Source organism: Alkalihalophilus lindianensis, assembly GCF_032843265.1.
GTDB classification, from domain to species: domain Bacteria; phylum Bacillota; class Bacilli; order Bacillales; family Bacillaceae_D; genus Alkalihalophilus; species Alkalihalophilus lindianensis.
Genome location: NZ_JAWJBA010000001.1, coordinates 1,176,341 through 1,191,737, shown reverse-complemented (window position 1 = coordinate 1,191,737; position 15,397 = coordinate 1,176,341). Strand labels below are relative to the sequence as shown.

Sequence of the window (15,397 nt, the reverse complement as noted above, 5' to 3'; positions counted from 1 at the left end):
GTGGAGGTATTACACACAACAGGTAGAAAAAGGGAAACGTATGATGTTCAATTTACTTTCTCTCCATTATGGGAATGTGCTCTTGGCATAGCAGCAGTAACGAACTCGCGACTAATGAATACGTTAGAAAAACCTGAAACTTATTGGGAAGAACTTAAAGAATCATTATCTAAAAATTTGTTAAATCATTTAGAGTTTGTGGAAAAGAACAATACATGGAAGGCACTATTACAATTACTTCATCATTCTGATACTGATAACTTAGATGACTTCTGTTCTAATATCGAAATGCTACAGGGCTCTACATTTAAATTCATTTGTCTGCCTTTTATTGGGGATCGGTTTCAGCATTTAAGGGAAAGAGCTGCTGTTGGAGAAGAGAGTGCGATCTTAGAATTGAAAAGGATAACGAGTGAAAATCCCTTTTTTCCTCAGTACATAGAATTTATTAGTTTAACTGATGTAGATGAACTGAAAGCTCATCTACTAGAGGTTATGACATTATGGTATGAAACAGTGATAAGACCTGATTTAGAGCTGACGAATCAAATTTTACGAACCGATTATGAATCCAAAAATCAAATGAAAGAAAAAATGTCTTCTGAAGAACTTGTTCAGTGGGCAACGGGTGGCGTCAATTATCTTCCTGAACCAAGTGTTCATAAGGTTTTGCTCATTCCACAGTATGTCTATCGTCCTTGGAATATCGAAGCGGATATTGAAGATACAAAAGTATTTTACTACCCAGTAGCCAATGAGAGTCTTTCACCAAATGATAAATACATGCCGAGTAACTTCCTTGTGCAAAAGCATAAGGCATTAGGAGATGAGATTAGACTTAGAATAGTAAAATTATTATCGGAGAAGGACCGTTCGTTACAGGAACTCACAGAACAGTTAAACATGGGTAAAACGACTATTCATCACCATCTTAAACTTTTACGCGCAGCTAAAATAGTTGAAATGAATGAAGCTAAATATTCATTGAAAACAAATGTTATAGATCTGCTTTTTAAGGAACTAGATCAGTACATAAAACAATGATTAGGGTGGGTTTATGAATACATCTATATTTAAAAATCGTTCGTTTGTTTCAACATGGTTAGGAAATGGAGTATCTGAACTTGGCGGGGCCTTTGGTACGTTTTGTAACTCAATTTTAATTTACCAACTTACAGGTTCTACTCTGGCATTAGGGAGTATGTGGCTTTTGTATTTCTTACCATCACTGATTCTTCAACTATTTATTGGACCCTATATTGACCGCTGGAGTAGAAAGTGGATTATGGTCCTTTCACAATGGACAAGGGGATTCGTATTTATCATTCCATTAGCTGCGTTATTATCGGGCAACCTTGAGGTTTGGCATATTTATGTTGCTCAGTGCGTGGTTGGTTTAGTCACTCCTTTCTATGTGCCTGCTAATCATGCAATAACGCCGACTATTGTAAAAAAAGAGCAATTACAGACAGCGAATGCATACATTGATGGAACTGTCCGTCTAATGACGTTTTTATCTCCATTAGTAGCTGGAATAGTAATCGAATATACGGGTGTTCATTTTACCCTCATTCTTGTGAGTTCTTTACTAATGATAAGTGGCTTTACATTACTTTTTATTCAAGAACAGAGAAATCATTTAGAAGTTCGAAAAACATGGTTAGCTGATTTTTCAGAAGGAATATCTTTTTTCTTCAGTCAAAAAATTATTGTGTGGTTAGGGGTCTTTTTAGCTTTTGTTCAATTTGGAGTGGGAGTAACCATGGTTACAACTCTACCATACATAACAGAAGAATTAGGAGGGTCCTATGCAGAATATGGGTATTTTATGGCTGGCTTTCCTATTGGATATATAGTAGGTGCTATATTAGTGACGAAGATAAAATATAAAAGTCGTAGATTTCTCATGCTTGGTTCCCTTTTTATAGGAGGACTAACATTCATAGCACTTTGTTTAAACCATAGTATCCCTTTAGCGATAACAACAGAAGTTATTGGAGGAATCGTAATGGCTATTTTTAGTGTACATAATACAACCATTTGCCAAAAAACTGTACCAAATCACCTTATGGGAAAAGTATTTTCAGTACGGTTGTTAATTATAAGAGGGGCCATGCCATTGGGAGTGCTTATTGGTGGTGTAATAAGTGAAATGTTCGGTGTAAGACCTTTATATCTTTTAATTGGTTTAATGATTAGTATTGTTTCAGTTGTAGGAATGTTGTTGCCATTTTTTAAATTTATTGATGAAACTAACAGTCGAGAAAGAATAGTTTCTTAGTTCAGAAAAAAATTACTTATTTAAAGCTAATAAGGACGATTAATCTTTTTAGGAGGTATATAAGCCTTATGAGTGTTTGTGAAAATGTATACTTCAACTAAAGGGTGCGTTCCTTAAAGAATAGACGTGCTTTTTTTGTGACACTAGAAAGGAAATTTTTGTTTAAATTAATGGCCTGTGTTTAAAAATTTATTACTTAATTTTAGGTGAAGAAAGTCACTACAGATTGCTTTAATGGAGTGTTGTATGTTTAAGAAATATAATAGGTTTTTGTTTGCAGAAATATATTTGATTATCGTTTTAGTAGTTAATTTTCTTCATGATCTAAGTAATACAACTATAACTTATTTGTTTGCAATCTTCCTTGCTTTACTATGGATTTACGATGTTGCAAAAATAAAAGCAGATCAAAAAAAGACAAATAATTCTTTATTGAACAAACGGGTGCGATTGCTGAACAAGTAGCAGTCGCTTTTCTACTAACGGTGCAGTTTTTGGGAAAAAGGAAAACGTCATTTCTTAATACGTAGTAGACAATTACTATGTAGCATTAATGATTAGAGAAATAATAAAGCTATCTTAGTGTATCTTTTTTGAGAAGACTGCACTTCGGTAATTAGTCATCTCCCAATCTGTATATGCTACCAATGTAAAACCACTTTTACAGTAGAAATTTACAAGGTGAGTAGCACCCTCAGCCGTATCTAGGGAAATCTCTTTTATATCCATTTTTCTAGCTTGGCTTTCTATATGATCTAATAAGGTGGTTCCGATCCCTTCTCCTTGATATGCTGGTAATACGCCAAATTGTCCAATCACCCCTACAGGTTTTTCTTCATACCAATCACAACCTTTTTTTATACCCGGTTTATATAATGTGATGGTTCCCACTAATTTGTTATTTTTATAACAGACAAAACATTTAGCCCCTAAAATTCTTTCCCTTGTCGTTTCTGGACCTTGATAAGAAGCAACATACTGAAACCCCAAGTCAGCTAATTGTTTATAAGCAATATTTAGAAGGTTTGTTAATTCATAGATATCACCAGACTCTTGATCAAATTCTCTTATGAAGATCTTATTTTCTAACTTCATGGGTATTCTCCTTTTACGATTTTTTCTAGGTTTGTATTATCTCTATATATTTATGATTTTCCTTATAGTTATCTTTTTCAGCTTCAGGAACATTAGAATCAAAGATAATTGTATGTACTTTTTCTAAGGAGCAAACATTAAAGAAGGATGTGATGCCAACTCTATAGTGATTCCCTAAAAATATAACTCTCTTAGATTGTTTAATTATAGCTTTTTGAATTAAAGCAACTTCTGGATTAGAAGTTGTGAGGCCACTAAAAGCATCTATACCTGTGTTAATAAAGGAAGTATCAAAATTAAACTGTCTCATTAGCTCTAATGTCAAACTCCCATTTGTATTTGCTGAATAAGGAACTTTTCCCCCTACAATATAGCAGTCTATATTAGAAACAGTAGAAAGCTCGATGGCAATTTTGAGTGAATTTGTTACGACTGTAAAATTCATGGAAGTATTAATATATTGCAACATAAGATAATGAGTAGTAGAGCCCCCAATGTATACCGTAGTTCCCTCTTCTATATGTTGAGCAGCTTCTTTTGCTATAGCATGCTGAGAATCATCACTCTCACCGTAACGCACGGAGGACTGAAATGTCCGTCTTATAGACTTCTCATTTAAGATCGCCCCTCCATGTGTTCTCCTTAGTAAATTTTCTTTTTCTAAGTAACTTAAATCGTTCCTTATAGTATGTACAGAAGTGTTTAAAGACTGAGCTAATTCGTTAACCATTACACTCTTGTGTTTATAAAGTAACTGAAGGATTTTATCTCTTCTTTCTTCAATCAGCACACCAATTCTCCTTTTATCTCTTTTTTGTATTAATTTAACCGTAATGCTATTTTTTATTCTCTTTTATTCTCGTTTGTTATACACTGAATAATATAGCAAATATTATTTAAAATCAACATCTATTAACAAGGGGAGCTTTATTTTGAAAACAGCTATTTTCGATATGGATGGAACATTATTTCAAACCAACAAAATATTAGAATTATCTCTAGAAGATACTTTCAATGACTTACGCCTTAAAAATAAATGGAATACTGATACTCCAATTGAAAGATATCGTCAAATTATGGGGGTACCTTACCTAAGGTATGGGAAACTTTATTGCCTAATCATAGTGGTGAAGAAAGGGAACAAGTTAATGCTTATTTTCTAGAAAGATTGATTGAGCATATAAAAAGTGGGAAAGGTTCTTTATATCCGAAAGCAATCGAAGTATTAAGTTACTTGAAAGATAATGATTTCTCCATATTCATAGCTAGCAATGGATTAACAGACTATCTGGAAACAATCGTAAATTATTACGAGCTGGATAAATGGGTTACGGAATCATTTAGTATACAAGAAATTAACTCTTTGAATAAATCAGATCTAGTGCAAAAGATTTTAAAGAAATACAATATCACTAATGGAGTGGTAGTTGGAGATAGGATTTCAGACATAAATGCAGCAAAAGATAATAGTTTAGTTTCAATTGGATGTAATTTTGATTTTGCTCAAGAAGATGAACTTTCTCAAGCTGATATAATAATTGATGATTTAACAGAGCTACAATCAATTTTACCTAATTAAACAAAGAGCTACTTTAATAAATAGATAGTGATTGTTTGATAAATTTAATCGTTCATTGCATTAACCACAGAACACTTGAATGAAGTAACCTTAAAGTGAGGTCTATAAAAATTGGAAGCTAAACGGATATGGATATTGTTTTGTTTTACTTTAATTATATTTCTAATGTCAGCTTGTACTTCAGAAACTAGGGAGAATGCTATGAGGATAGTTGAATCTACGGATTTATCTAATGAAAGTATTGACGATATTAAAGTAGGTATGTCCATCAACGATAAATCTTTAATAATAAAACACGGAAATTTTGAGGAACATCCAGGTAATGAACACTATGCCACACAAAGAAACTACGACCAATATTGGAATAAAGATATTATTGTGAGTGTTGATAGAGAAACAAATGAAATTTTACAAGTTAGCATTCTCGAAGAAAACAATACATCTTCAACTGCAATGGGAATAAAAAGAGGTTCGTCTATTGATGAAGTTATAGCAACCTATGGTGAGAACTATTATATTTATGAAGACAAAGAACAAACCATCTATTTAATAGGATATGTTGATCATCATAATGATTTACAATTATCCTTTCTACACTTTGATAATAAAGTTATAGGCATTGATATTGGATATGCTTTAAACGAAAAGGTAAATGAAAAATTATCCTTAACCTTTTAGAATAGAAATTATAATTATTTATTGAACTAACGGAGTGCTTTAGTGCAATAAGACTAAAACGAAGGGGTGGTGGAATCTATGACTATTAGAAGTGCAAATACAAGTGATTTATCGGAGATAACACGCATTTGCTTGCAATTAGGTTATACAGTTACCGAGCAAGATATTTCCCAGCGCTTAGAGCGATTATAAAAGATAATGATAATGCTGTGTTTGTTTTTGAGACTAATGAGGGCTTAGAGACTCTATCTGGATGGGTTTACGTTTTTGGGAAACACTTGATTGAACTTGAATATGCTGAAATTGGGGGATTAGTGGTTGATAATAATAAAAGAAGACAAGGAGTAGGCGAGAGATTAATGCGAAGAAGTGAAGAGTGGGCCAAAGAAAGTGGGTATAAAGAAATCAGATTACGTTCAGGTGGACAGAGAAAAGAAGCACACGCTTTTTATGAAAGAATAGGTTACAAAAATATTAACTGGCAGCAATTATTCACAATATAATTCTAAAGATTATCTGTAAAAACAGCTTTCCTTCTTCTAACGGTTAGTTTTCTTGGAGAAAGTACAACTGTTTCTTAAGTGCTAACGGGAGCATTCCTTCAACAAGGGATGCTTTTTTTGTTCGCTCAGCATGGGCGAACAAAATGAAAAAGTCGGTTCTTAAAGGATCAACTTTTTTTATTCCTAACGCAAAATAGCGATTAAAACGAGTGCAAAATAACATCTAAAGTGACACAATGGGTCGGAGTGTTCATTTTGGGTTGTTCAACAACTTCATATTTGAAATGAGGGAGAGAAATGACGTATATAGGGTATGCCAGAGTAAGTTCTGAGGGTCAAAATATAGCTCGACAGATTAAAGAATTAGAGGAATTTGGTTGTGAAATCATCTATCAGGATACGAAATCAGGAAAAGATTTTAATCGTGAAGGTTTTCAGAAGATGAAAAGCAAAATTCGAGAGAAAGATGTGTTGGTGGTTCATGATCTTTCTCGGTTGGGACGTAATGCGAAAGAAATAAAGAAAGAATGGGAAGAGATTCGAGAAGAAGGAGCGGATATTGTGGTTCGCAATATGCCTATTCTTGATACGAGGAATGAAGGACAAATACCAGGTGTTGGAGAGTTAATTTCTAATTTAGTCTTAACGCTGCTAAGTTGGATGGTTGAAGAAGAACGAAATCGTATTCGCACAGCGCAGCGTGAAGGGATTGAGATAGCAAAAGAACAAGGGAGATATACAGGTCGTAAAGTTCGTTATCATGAAGGGGCGAAAGGAGCAGATAAATTGGTTTATGACCAAATCGTTAAAATGTTATCTATTGGTCATTCTGTTATGGATATTCATCGGGAGACAGGTGTTTCTCGTAATACGATTTATAAGATAAAAAGAGAGGTAAAGAAAAGGGAGTAGGGTACCATTTCATCCTACCTCTCTTAAGTGGTAAAATTTGTATGTGGGTTCATTCATTAAATACGGAAGGAGGAATTGGTGTGGAATCTTTAATTTATCAAATCATAGCAATATTATTTCCTATTTCTATCTTATTTTTAATAGCTTGGTTTATAAGTACTTCTCTAAAGAAAAGTAAACAACTAAAAGATATCGAGCAAAAGCTGAGTCGAATGGTAAAGAGTGAAACCAAAGAACATTAAGACTGAAAGTTTTTAAAAGCGATTTGGTAAAATCAATAAACAAAGAGAAATCGAAATTTCCCATATAAAAAGCTAAGGAGTACAGGAGCTCCTTAGCTATAGGGTATATCTATTGTATTTATAGATTTGTAGTTCATTTAAATACTTATATGAATTAAGCGTTTACTCTTAATAATATTTTCTTAACACATCTTTTTTGCTTTCGTTATATAGATCGTTATGATGGGGATCTTCTTTAATAAAATCATATTTTGATAGTTCATTTACGTTATTGAACGTTGTAAAATCTACACTTGCTACTTCCCCTTCTTGGCTATACTTTCCGAAATCTAAGCTCGAAATACCATAAACTAGATTGCCACTTTCATCTTTAAGTCCTTCTTCGATAAAGAGGATATATTCACGTTCTTCTACCAAAGGAGTATAACCCTCAATTTGAACATACTGGTCATCTTGTAAAAAGAATGCTTCAGCTACAGTCACACTATCGCCTGAATTAAAAGGTCCTTTATAAGCTTCAAGTATTTTTAACTCATTAGTGGTTTCTGGAACATCACCTTCAATATCTTTCATTACACCGACTTGAACATTTCCAGTAGATTTAACTTTTAGTATAGATGAATTGTAATATTTTCCTTTTTCATTATATACTATAAACAAAAATAAACTAGAGGGGTTTTCTGAAAATGAAAAAAATTAATATTATTATATTTTTAACTTTTGTTTTATTAGTAGCTTGTGGTTATGAAGAATCGCTGTCTCTTAGTAATAACCTTACAGAAGTAAGAATTATTGATTTGAAAAATGAAGAGAACGCTGTATCCGTTGAAGACGATGATATTAAAGTCATTAAAGAAGCTTTTGAAACGGCAAAAGGACATGTTGGAACCCTTGATATACGAGAACCAGTTATAAAGCTGAATTTATTTATAAAGAACGCGTAGATGTCTTTCAACTTTGGTTTCCTACAGACACAAATACAGTTTTAATAGTCGAAGAAGGTAATGAGGAGCTTTATTTTGAAAGTAATAATGAAACACTAAAAAAATACTTAGAGTCTCTAAGAGAACTAAAGCAGAGTTAGTAAATTTAAAAGAAAATAAACCAAAGGAAAGCAGCCATTCGGCTGCTTTTTTATTTTGGGGTATTTTTCCGTTTGCCCCCTGAATAGTAAACCCTTTTGCATCTAACCTTCTAGCAGGCAGGACACCCTACCCTTTCCTGCTACAAGGTAAGATGCAAGCAAAAAGCCAGTCTAGAGAGCTAAGCTGGCTGGAGCAACAGTACAATTTAATTCTACTAGGTCCTCCTGGTATCGGAAAAACATACATCACGATTGGACTGGGACTCGAGGCTGTTAACAGAGGTTTCAATGTCTACTTCGCTACAATGGGAGAACTTGTACAGCTCTTAAAGACGGAAGAATATCTAAATAAATCAAAAGTACAACTCAAACGGATGAGAAGCGCTGACTTGGTGATTATCGATGATTTGATGTACATGGGCATGGGTCAGAGAGAAGCGAACCTATTCTTTCATTTAATTAACCATTTATACGAACGAAGTTCGATAATCCTGACCTCTAATAAAAGTCCAGATGAATGGGGGAATTTGATTGGGGATCAAGGCATTACAACGGCTATTTTAGATCGGTTACTTCATCGTGTGGAAGTCATACATGGCGGAGAAAATGAGGAAAGTCATCGTATGAAAAATAGAAAAGTATCTTTTCAGCAGAAGTGTAAAAAGGAAACGAGCAAAAAGTGTAAAATTCGACTTGACGTCTACAAAAGTAAATGAATTTGGAGAAGACTTAGTGAATATAATTAAAAAGTCAGGTGTTACTCTATAGAGGTGTCTTTATAGAAGCTGTCTCGAGTGGGGCAGCTTCTTTTGAACAAACAACTAAATTAACGTACGGAGATAATTACCAATAATCAATAAAATAAACATAAGTAAAATAGAAGGGATAATTCCTTTCTTTGGTAAACGATCGAATTTATAACAGTGTCATTTATTATTAAGCAGTAATAGTAATTCATAATGGTCATAACTGGGTAAGAAGTTCTTCTTTCTTCTTTTTTGCAATTCTCATAAAATCATCACGATTCTCTATTTCAAACATAACCATAGCTAATTCTATGTATTTTAATGAGTTTTCGTATTTATGTAATAAGGAATAAATAAAAGATAATTGATAGTAAAAATTACCTAATAAATATATCGAGTCATTTCCCCTGCTCACTTTAATTCCTTTATTACAAACATCAATACTTGCTGCAAGAGAGTCAATATTAATTAATATTTTTGAATAATTATAAAGTATTTTAGATTTGAGTTTATAGTTTAAGGAAGGATGCGTATCTATTTCATCGTATAATTCTTCATAGATCTTTATAGCGTTAGGATATTTCTTTTCCTCGCCATAGATTACACATAAACTATTCATAATTGAAATATCTAAGTCTGACTGAGATTTTTTTCTGGTACCTCTTTTTGAAAAAGCTTCCTTTAAAAGCTTAACAGCTATGTTGGAGTCCCCATTTACGTGATATGCACAAATTCCCTCCAACCATAATAAGTATTGTTCCCCTTCTTGCGACTTAAAGTAAGGGTTGGCTTTCTCTGCTTTTATAAAAGTATTTAACTCTTGGAAAGATTTATTTTTCAAGAGCACTTCTACTTGATGAATGACTTCATTTACATATTCAAAATTATTGTATTTAGCAAAATTAATTACGTAATTAACATCTACCCCTAATCTTTCACTTATCTTCATTAATAACAAGGATGATGGTATAACTACTCCTTTTTCAATCCTACTAATAAGAGTTTGATCACATATATCATTTGCAAGTTCACGTTGGGTCAAACCATATCTTTGTCTAATATTTTTTATTGCTAAACCTATATTAAAATCATTCATTTTGTTCCTCCTAAAGTCAATATGCACATTTTCATATTGCAAGCAGAAAAATAAAGAAATCCTCATATGTATATGACTTATTGACATCAGTCTGTATTATATAGGAAAATAAGTATTTTTATATTTGATATATACTGATTTTAACAAAAGGATAGGAGGATAGACATGAGAAAAAAATACTTTTTTACAATTGCTACATTAGCACTAGTGCTTGCTCTTAATTCATTTGGACTAGGAGCAGATCTACCTTTACCACTAAATGACTTGCCTTATGAACATTAAAACTAAAATAAAGTCATCATTGAATTGCGTAACAATTTCTATATGCGAATGTAAATGTGATGGAGGTGATTAATTAATTGAAGCTTTATTATAGATTAAGATCTTTTGTAGCCATTCAATGGTCAAAGCTATTGCCTTCATCTTATAGAAAGTTTACGTTGAGCAATACAAAGCAGAGGGAGAGTTACACCGGAACGATATTAAATAAACCTATAAATGAGTGGAAAGTGGCATTAATAACAAGTGCAGGGGTACATTTAGCAAATGATGAACCTTTTAATGTTGAAACATTAGAAGGTGATCACACATATCGTATCATCCCTTCAGAGACTAAACATGACCACTTAGCTGTAACTCATATTTATTATGATACTCGGCATTCAAAAGCAGATGTATCTATAGTTTTCCCTTTAGAGCAACTTAAGTCGCTTGAAGGAAAAGTAATCAAAACTGTATCTGAATACAACATTGGACTAAATGGTGGGACCTTAAATCATAAGCCGCATGAAGAAATCACTGCTCCAGAGGTTGCTGAAATACTTAAAAATGATCAAGTAGATTTAGCGATTTTAGTACCTGGTTGAGGTGAGTGTCATAATGTACTTGGGCTGTATGCTCAAGCTTTAGAAGAAAGTCATGTTGCTACTGTGATGATAACATTAATTCCAGGCATTGCAGAAAAGGCAAAGATTCCTAGAAGCTTACAAGTTCCTTTTAGATTAGGTCGCCCGTGTGGGGAGCCTTTTGATAATGACACTAGATATGAAGTTTTAAACCAACTTCTTTCTGCTGCACAAACGCCACCCGGGACCAATACATTATTTAATGTTGTACAGAAAGGTGAAGGAAGTGGTTAAGATGCGCATTCTAGATGTTGTAGTGATTGGAGCAGGTCAAGCTGGGTTATCTCTTGGATACTATTTAAAAAGAAATAAAAAAAAATTTATTTTACTAGATAAACATCGCAATGTAGGTGATTCTTGGAAGCGGAGATATGATTCGTTAACACTCTTTACTCCCAGAAGATATAGTTCCCTTCCAGGTCTATCACTTGAAGGTTCACAAGATGGTTACCCATCTAAAGATGAGGTAGCAGCATATTTAAAAGAGTATGCCAAAAAATTTGAAATACCTATTCAATTAGATACCACAGTAACACTGGTTTCAAAAGAAGCTGAAAACCTTTATAAAGTAAAAACTGATAATGGCGAATTTATAACCCGAAATATAGTTGTAGCTACTGGTCCTTTTCAAGAGCCATTTACACCAACATTTAGTAAGTCCTTTTCAGATGGTGTGAATCAACTGCACTCTGATGAATACCGCAATAAATCGCAGTTAGTGAATGGGACTACTTTGATAGTAGGAGCAGGGAATTCGGGCTATCAAATTGCTACAGAGCTTTGTGATGATTTTAATATTTACTTAGCTGAAGGTAATAAGAACAAGAATTTACCTCATAAAATCCTTAATAAAAGTATTTTTTGGTGGTTTGACGTTTTAGGACTCTCCAAAGTAACCGAAAGACATCCAGTTGGAAAAATATTAAAAAAGAATGATCCAGTAATCGGAAAAGAGCACAAACCCTACATAAAAGCAGGGAAAATTAAAATGAAAAAAAGATTAAAATCTGGATCTCATAATGTAGCAATTTTTGAGGACGGAGATAACTTACCAGTCAATAACATTATCTGGGCTACAGGTTTTGTTTACAGTTATCCTTGGTTAGAAGTAAGGGGTGTTATTGACTCAAAAGGAATACCTATTCAAAAACGTGGTGTCACAAAACAGAAAGGGTTTTATTTCTTAGGTCTTCCTTGGATGCACACACGAGGGTCCGCTCTTTTAACTGGGGTTAACAAGGATGCTGAATATCTATCAACAATTATGGGGTGAATGAAATGAGCGACGAGTTTATCTTAGAAAAAATCAGAACAATAATAACAAGCTATACACCATTAAAACCAGAAGATATTAAGATGGATAGTCATTTAACAGATGAGCTGGGATTAGATTCTGCTGACCTCTTAGAGCTCGTAATGACAGCGGAGGAACAATTTGGAATTAATATTGATGACTCGATTTTTGAGGAAGTCAAGACGATTAAACATATTGTTGACACAATAAAAGAATCTAAAATTGTAAACTAACGGAGGAATGAAAATGGAATTTGTAAATGCAATTAGAGAAGCCGGTCTATCCCCAGTTAACACATTGATCGGTAGTGCTAGTGAATTATATAAGTTACCCTATAAAACTTCATGTAAATTAAAAGGCCAAGTAATAGCTGAAAACTTTAAACATCATTATGAGAACAATGATTTTTATAGAGATGCATGTACAAAAAAAGGAGTAACTCCTGAAGATGTGAAAGGCTTTGATGATTTAAATAAAATCCCATTAATTCCAGTTGGGACTTTTAAACAGTGTGACTCTCACTTACTCTTAACCTCTAACATGACGGATATTGAATTTGAGATGAGAAGTACAGGAACGAGTGGAATTCCTAGTGTATCTAGGAGAGATGTGAAAACAATGGATAATGCTAGTGATGGCATTATTAAGTTGTATAGAGAATTTTTCCAAGCATCTAGAGGAATGGGGTTGTTTTTATTCCCCCCTACTGAAGAAATGCCAGAAATGGGTATGGTTAAAGTATTAAACGTATTTGCAGGTTTATTTGATGGAAGTGTAAACCTTGTTAAAAAGGTTTCTTTCAATCCCCAAGAAGCTGTAGAGCGTTTAAACAATTGGGAAGGTATGCATACTCGTCATATTGTTGGCCCACCATTTCTGATTCATAGATTATTAAAATATTTGATGGACAATAACATCAAATTAAAGCTTGATAATAAGAGTTTTATTGTTACGCTAGGTGGTTGGAAGAGGTTTACTGGACAACAAATTTCTAGAGAAGAGTTTAATAATCGTTGTGAAGAGTACTTAGGTGTTAAGCAATGTAATGTACGAGATATGTATGGTTTAGTTGAAGCTAACATGCTTGCTATTGAGTGTGATCAGCACAAAAAACATATGCCTCCTTGGGTTCATATTTCTATAAGAAATCCAAAGAATGTTTTAGAAGAAGTGAAGCCTGGTGAAAGAGGAGTAATAGCTATTTTTGACCCAACATCGACTTCATATCCTGGCTTTATTTTGACTGAGGATGTTGGTTATATTCATACTGATATGTCATGTACTTGTGGACGTTCTGGTCAAATGCTTCACTATATTTCTAGATTGCCAGGTGTTGAAGTTGGCTGCTGTGCAATCAATCTAGAAAAGTATATTGAAGAAAATGAGGAAAGAATGAAGAAAATGGCTGGTGAACTAGAACATGTATAATGATAAAATTTGTGATCACTTCATGAACCCTAGAAATATAGGTGTTTTGGAAAAACCAGATTATGTCGTTGAAATCGGCAATCCTATATGTGGTGATACTATTCATTTGTATCTAGACGTGAAGAATAAAAAAGTTATCGATATTAAATTTCAGGCTTATGGCTGTACAGGTTCTATTGCAACGGCGAGTATATTATCTGAGATTATTAAAGGCAGCACACTTGAAGAAATTAGTGCTTATACTGAAGAGTATGTTGCTGAAGTTTTAGGAGAATTAGAACCTTCTCAAATGCACTGTATCGATATAGGTGTAAATATTCTAAGTTATTCATCCGAGCCATGGAAACACATTAAGGTTAATACAGATTACTTAGTTGAAGAAGGTGAGTTGGTTGAGTAAAACTGCTTATCTTGATAATAATGCAACAACGCCACTTAGAGGACCAGTACTAACTAAAATGATGCCATTTTTAAAGGATTCCTACGGGAATCCTTCAGCTTTATATAATCTAGGTAAAACAGCAAAATTGGCTATTACCTCATCTAGAATAAAAGTTGCTGCCTTGATAGGGGCAGAGGAAAACCAAATTATTTTTACTTCTGGCGGATCAGAAGCCAACTCAACAATCATTAAAGGCTATTGCTTAAGCAAGAAAAAAAAACAAGGACATATAATAGTTTCCTCTATAGAACACCCAGCAGTGTTAAGAGCGTGTGATTATTTGAAATCAGAACATGCTTATGAAGTAACTCTATTACCTATAAATTCAAGTGGAGTAGTTAGTGTATATGATTTGAAAAATAGTTTGCAAGAAAACACAGTAATGGTAAGCATTATGATGATTAACAATGAGTTAGGCAGTTTACAACCTATAAAAGAAATAGGGGAGGTTTGTGAAGAGAAAGGGATTCATTTTCATTGTGATGCTGTCCAAGCAATAGGGAAATTACCTGTTGAAGTAAAAGAGTTAAAGCTAGATAGTCTTTCTTTATCCGCGCATAAATTTGGTGGTCCTAAAGGGATAGGAGCACTATTTATTGCTGATAAAAATAGTGTGTTCCCACTTATCCATGGGGGCGGTCAAGAATTTGATTTTAGATCAGGGACGGAAAACGTAGCTGGAATAGTAGGTTTAGGGGAAGCGGCCTCACTAGTTCACAAAAAGGAAGCTGAGATCACACAACATTTTTATCGATTGAGGTATGAATTCTTGAAGAATCTCAACTCTCTTGATAGTTGGACGGTAAACGGTAATTTAGATTTGTCCTATCCTTCTACTCTGAATCTTGCTTTTAATCATATAAGAGGAGAGGCCCTAGCGATGATGTTAAATCTTCATGGTATTTCTATCTCTATCGGTTCTGCTTGTAGCAGCTCTTCTCCAAAACAGTCTCATGTATTAACTTCACTAGGTTTAGAAGACCAAACTATAAAAAGTTCTGTCAGATTTAGCTTTGGATATCAGACCTCAATTGAAGAAATACAATATGCAGCGAAAACATGCATTAAGGTCGTGAATCAGCTTAGGTCGTTATCTACTCAAAAAATATAAG

18 protein-coding genes and 2 pseudogenes are annotated in these 15,397 nt (G+C 33.6%); 16 read left to right on the top strand and 4 right to left on the bottom strand.

The genetic code is table 11. The features are described 5' to 3' along the window. Nucleotides 1-1,044, top strand: coding sequence for an ArsR/SmtB family transcription factor (locus RYX56_RS06600; RefSeq protein ID WP_317121259.1), 1,044 nt, complete (start codon nt 1-3; stop codon nt 1,042-1,044). 13 nt (nt 1,045-1,057) lie between these two features. Then, a complete protein-coding gene (locus RYX56_RS06595; protein WP_317121258.1) occupies nt 1,058-2,281 on the top strand; it encodes an MFS transporter in 1,224 nt (407 codons plus the stop codon). A gap of 579 nt (nt 2,282-2,860) precedes the next feature. Here the strand turns inward: RYX56_RS06595 and RYX56_RS06590 are convergent. Then, on the bottom strand, nt 2,861-3,376 hold the full coding sequence (locus RYX56_RS06590; protein ID WP_317121257.1) for a GNAT family N-acetyltransferase: 516 nt from the start codon (nt 3,374-3,376) through the stop codon (nt 2,861-2,863). A gap of 25 nt (nt 3,377-3,401) precedes the next feature. Then, the gene (locus RYX56_RS06585; RefSeq protein ID WP_317121256.1) at nt 3,402-4,166 is read right to left on the bottom strand and encodes a DeoR/GlpR family DNA-binding transcription regulator; all 765 of its coding nucleotides are present in this window, start codon (nt 4,164-4,166) and stop codon (nt 3,402-3,404) included. Nucleotides 4,167-4,305: 139 nt separating this feature from the next. Between RYX56_RS06585 and RYX56_RS06580 the strand changes: the two are divergent. From RYX56_RS06580 to RYX56_RS06560, 5 genes and pseudogenes are all read left to right on the top strand, one after another. Next, a pseudogene (locus tag RYX56_RS06580) lies at nt 4,306-4,955 on the top strand (HAD family hydrolase). Nucleotides 4,956-5,156: 201 nt separating this feature from the next. Continuing rightward, on the top strand, nt 5,157-5,633 hold the full coding sequence (locus RYX56_RS06575) for a hypothetical protein (RefSeq protein ID WP_317121255.1): 477 nt from the start codon (nt 5,157-5,159) through the stop codon (nt 5,631-5,633). Between the two features lie 128 nt (nt 5,634-5,761). Further along, on the top strand, nt 5,762-6,136 hold the full coding sequence (locus RYX56_RS06570) for a GNAT family N-acetyltransferase (protein ID WP_317121254.1): 375 nt from the start codon (nt 5,762-5,764) through the stop codon (nt 6,134-6,136). A gap of 297 nt (nt 6,137-6,433) precedes the next feature. After that, nucleotides 6,434-7,048: a recombinase family protein gene (locus RYX56_RS06565; RefSeq protein WP_317121253.1), complete on the top strand. Its 615-nt coding sequence runs from the start codon at nt 6,434-6,436 to the stop codon at nt 7,046-7,048. Nucleotides 7,049-7,128: 80 nt separating this feature from the next. Further along, entirely contained in the window at nt 7,129-7,290 is a 162-nt protein-coding gene (locus tag RYX56_RS06560; protein ID WP_317121252.1) for a hypothetical protein, read from the top strand. Between the two features lie 168 nt (nt 7,291-7,458). On the opposite strand, the gene RYX56_RS06555 is transcribed toward RYX56_RS06560, so the two are convergent. Next, nucleotides 7,459-7,863, bottom strand: a complete 405-nt coding sequence (locus RYX56_RS06555) for a hypothetical protein (RefSeq protein WP_317121251.1) — start codon at nt 7,861-7,863, stop codon at nt 7,459-7,461. Nucleotides 7,864-7,976: 113 nt separating this feature from the next. Here RYX56_RS06555 and RYX56_RS06550 point away from each other — a divergent pair, with 113 nt between their 5' ends. Beyond that, nucleotides 7,977-8,234, top strand: a complete 258-nt coding sequence (locus RYX56_RS06550; RefSeq protein ID WP_317121250.1) for a hypothetical protein — start codon at nt 7,977-7,979, stop codon at nt 8,232-8,234. Nucleotides 8,235-8,538: 304 nt separating this feature from the next. Further along, a pseudogene (locus RYX56_RS06545) lies at nt 8,539-9,035 on the top strand (ATP-binding protein); the annotation flags it as partial. A 302-nt stretch (nt 9,036-9,337) separates the two neighbouring features. Here the strand turns inward: RYX56_RS06545 and RYX56_RS06540 are convergent. Then, entirely contained in the window at nt 9,338-10,216 is an 879-nt protein-coding gene (locus RYX56_RS06540; protein ID WP_317121249.1) for a helix-turn-helix domain-containing protein, read from the bottom strand. Nucleotides 10,217-10,575: 359 nt separating this feature from the next. Here RYX56_RS06540 and RYX56_RS06535 point away from each other — a divergent pair, with 359 nt between their 5' ends. The 7 genes from RYX56_RS06535 to RYX56_RS06505 all read left to right on the top strand — a co-directional run bounded on the left by RYX56_RS06535 (nt 10,576) and on the right by RYX56_RS06505 (nt 15,396). Then, nucleotides 10,576-11,082 carry a glycine/sarcosine/betaine reductase selenoprotein B family protein gene (locus tag RYX56_RS06535; RefSeq protein ID WP_317121248.1) on the top strand — a complete coding sequence of 169 codons (507 nt, stop codon included), beginning with the start codon at nt 10,576-10,578 and terminating at the stop codon, nt 11,080-11,082. Between the two features lie 66 nt (nt 11,083-11,148). Beyond that, nucleotides 11,149-11,355, top strand: a complete 207-nt coding sequence (locus RYX56_RS06530) for a hypothetical protein (RefSeq protein ID WP_317121247.1) — start codon at nt 11,149-11,151, stop codon at nt 11,353-11,355. Between the two features lies 1 nt (nt 11,356). Beyond that, nucleotides 11,357-12,394, top strand: a complete 1,038-nt coding sequence (locus RYX56_RS06525) for a flavin-containing monooxygenase (RefSeq protein ID WP_317121246.1) — start codon at nt 11,357-11,359, stop codon at nt 12,392-12,394. Nucleotides 12,395-12,399: 5 nt separating this feature from the next. Next, the gene (locus tag RYX56_RS06520) at nt 12,400-12,648 is read left to right on the top strand and encodes an acyl carrier protein (RefSeq protein WP_317121245.1); all 249 of its coding nucleotides are present in this window, start codon (nt 12,400-12,402) and stop codon (nt 12,646-12,648) included. A 13-nt stretch (nt 12,649-12,661) separates the two neighbouring features. Beyond that, entirely contained in the window at nt 12,662-13,843 is a 1,182-nt protein-coding gene (locus RYX56_RS06515; protein ID WP_317121244.1) for a LuxE/PaaK family acyltransferase, read from the top strand. Next, on the top strand, nt 13,836-14,243 hold the full coding sequence (locus RYX56_RS06510; RefSeq protein WP_317121243.1) for an iron-sulfur cluster assembly scaffold protein: 408 nt from the start codon (nt 13,836-13,838) through the stop codon (nt 14,241-14,243). The genes RYX56_RS06515 and RYX56_RS06510 overlap by 8 nt, the downstream gene beginning before the upstream one ends. Beyond that, nucleotides 14,236-15,396 carry a cysteine desulfurase family protein gene (locus RYX56_RS06505; protein ID WP_317121242.1) on the top strand — a complete coding sequence of 387 codons (1,161 nt, stop codon included), beginning with the start codon at nt 14,236-14,238 and terminating at the stop codon, nt 15,394-15,396. Before RYX56_RS06510 ends, RYX56_RS06505 begins: the two co-directional genes overlap by 8 nt. The last annotated feature ends 1 nt before the right edge of the window (nt 15,397 follow it).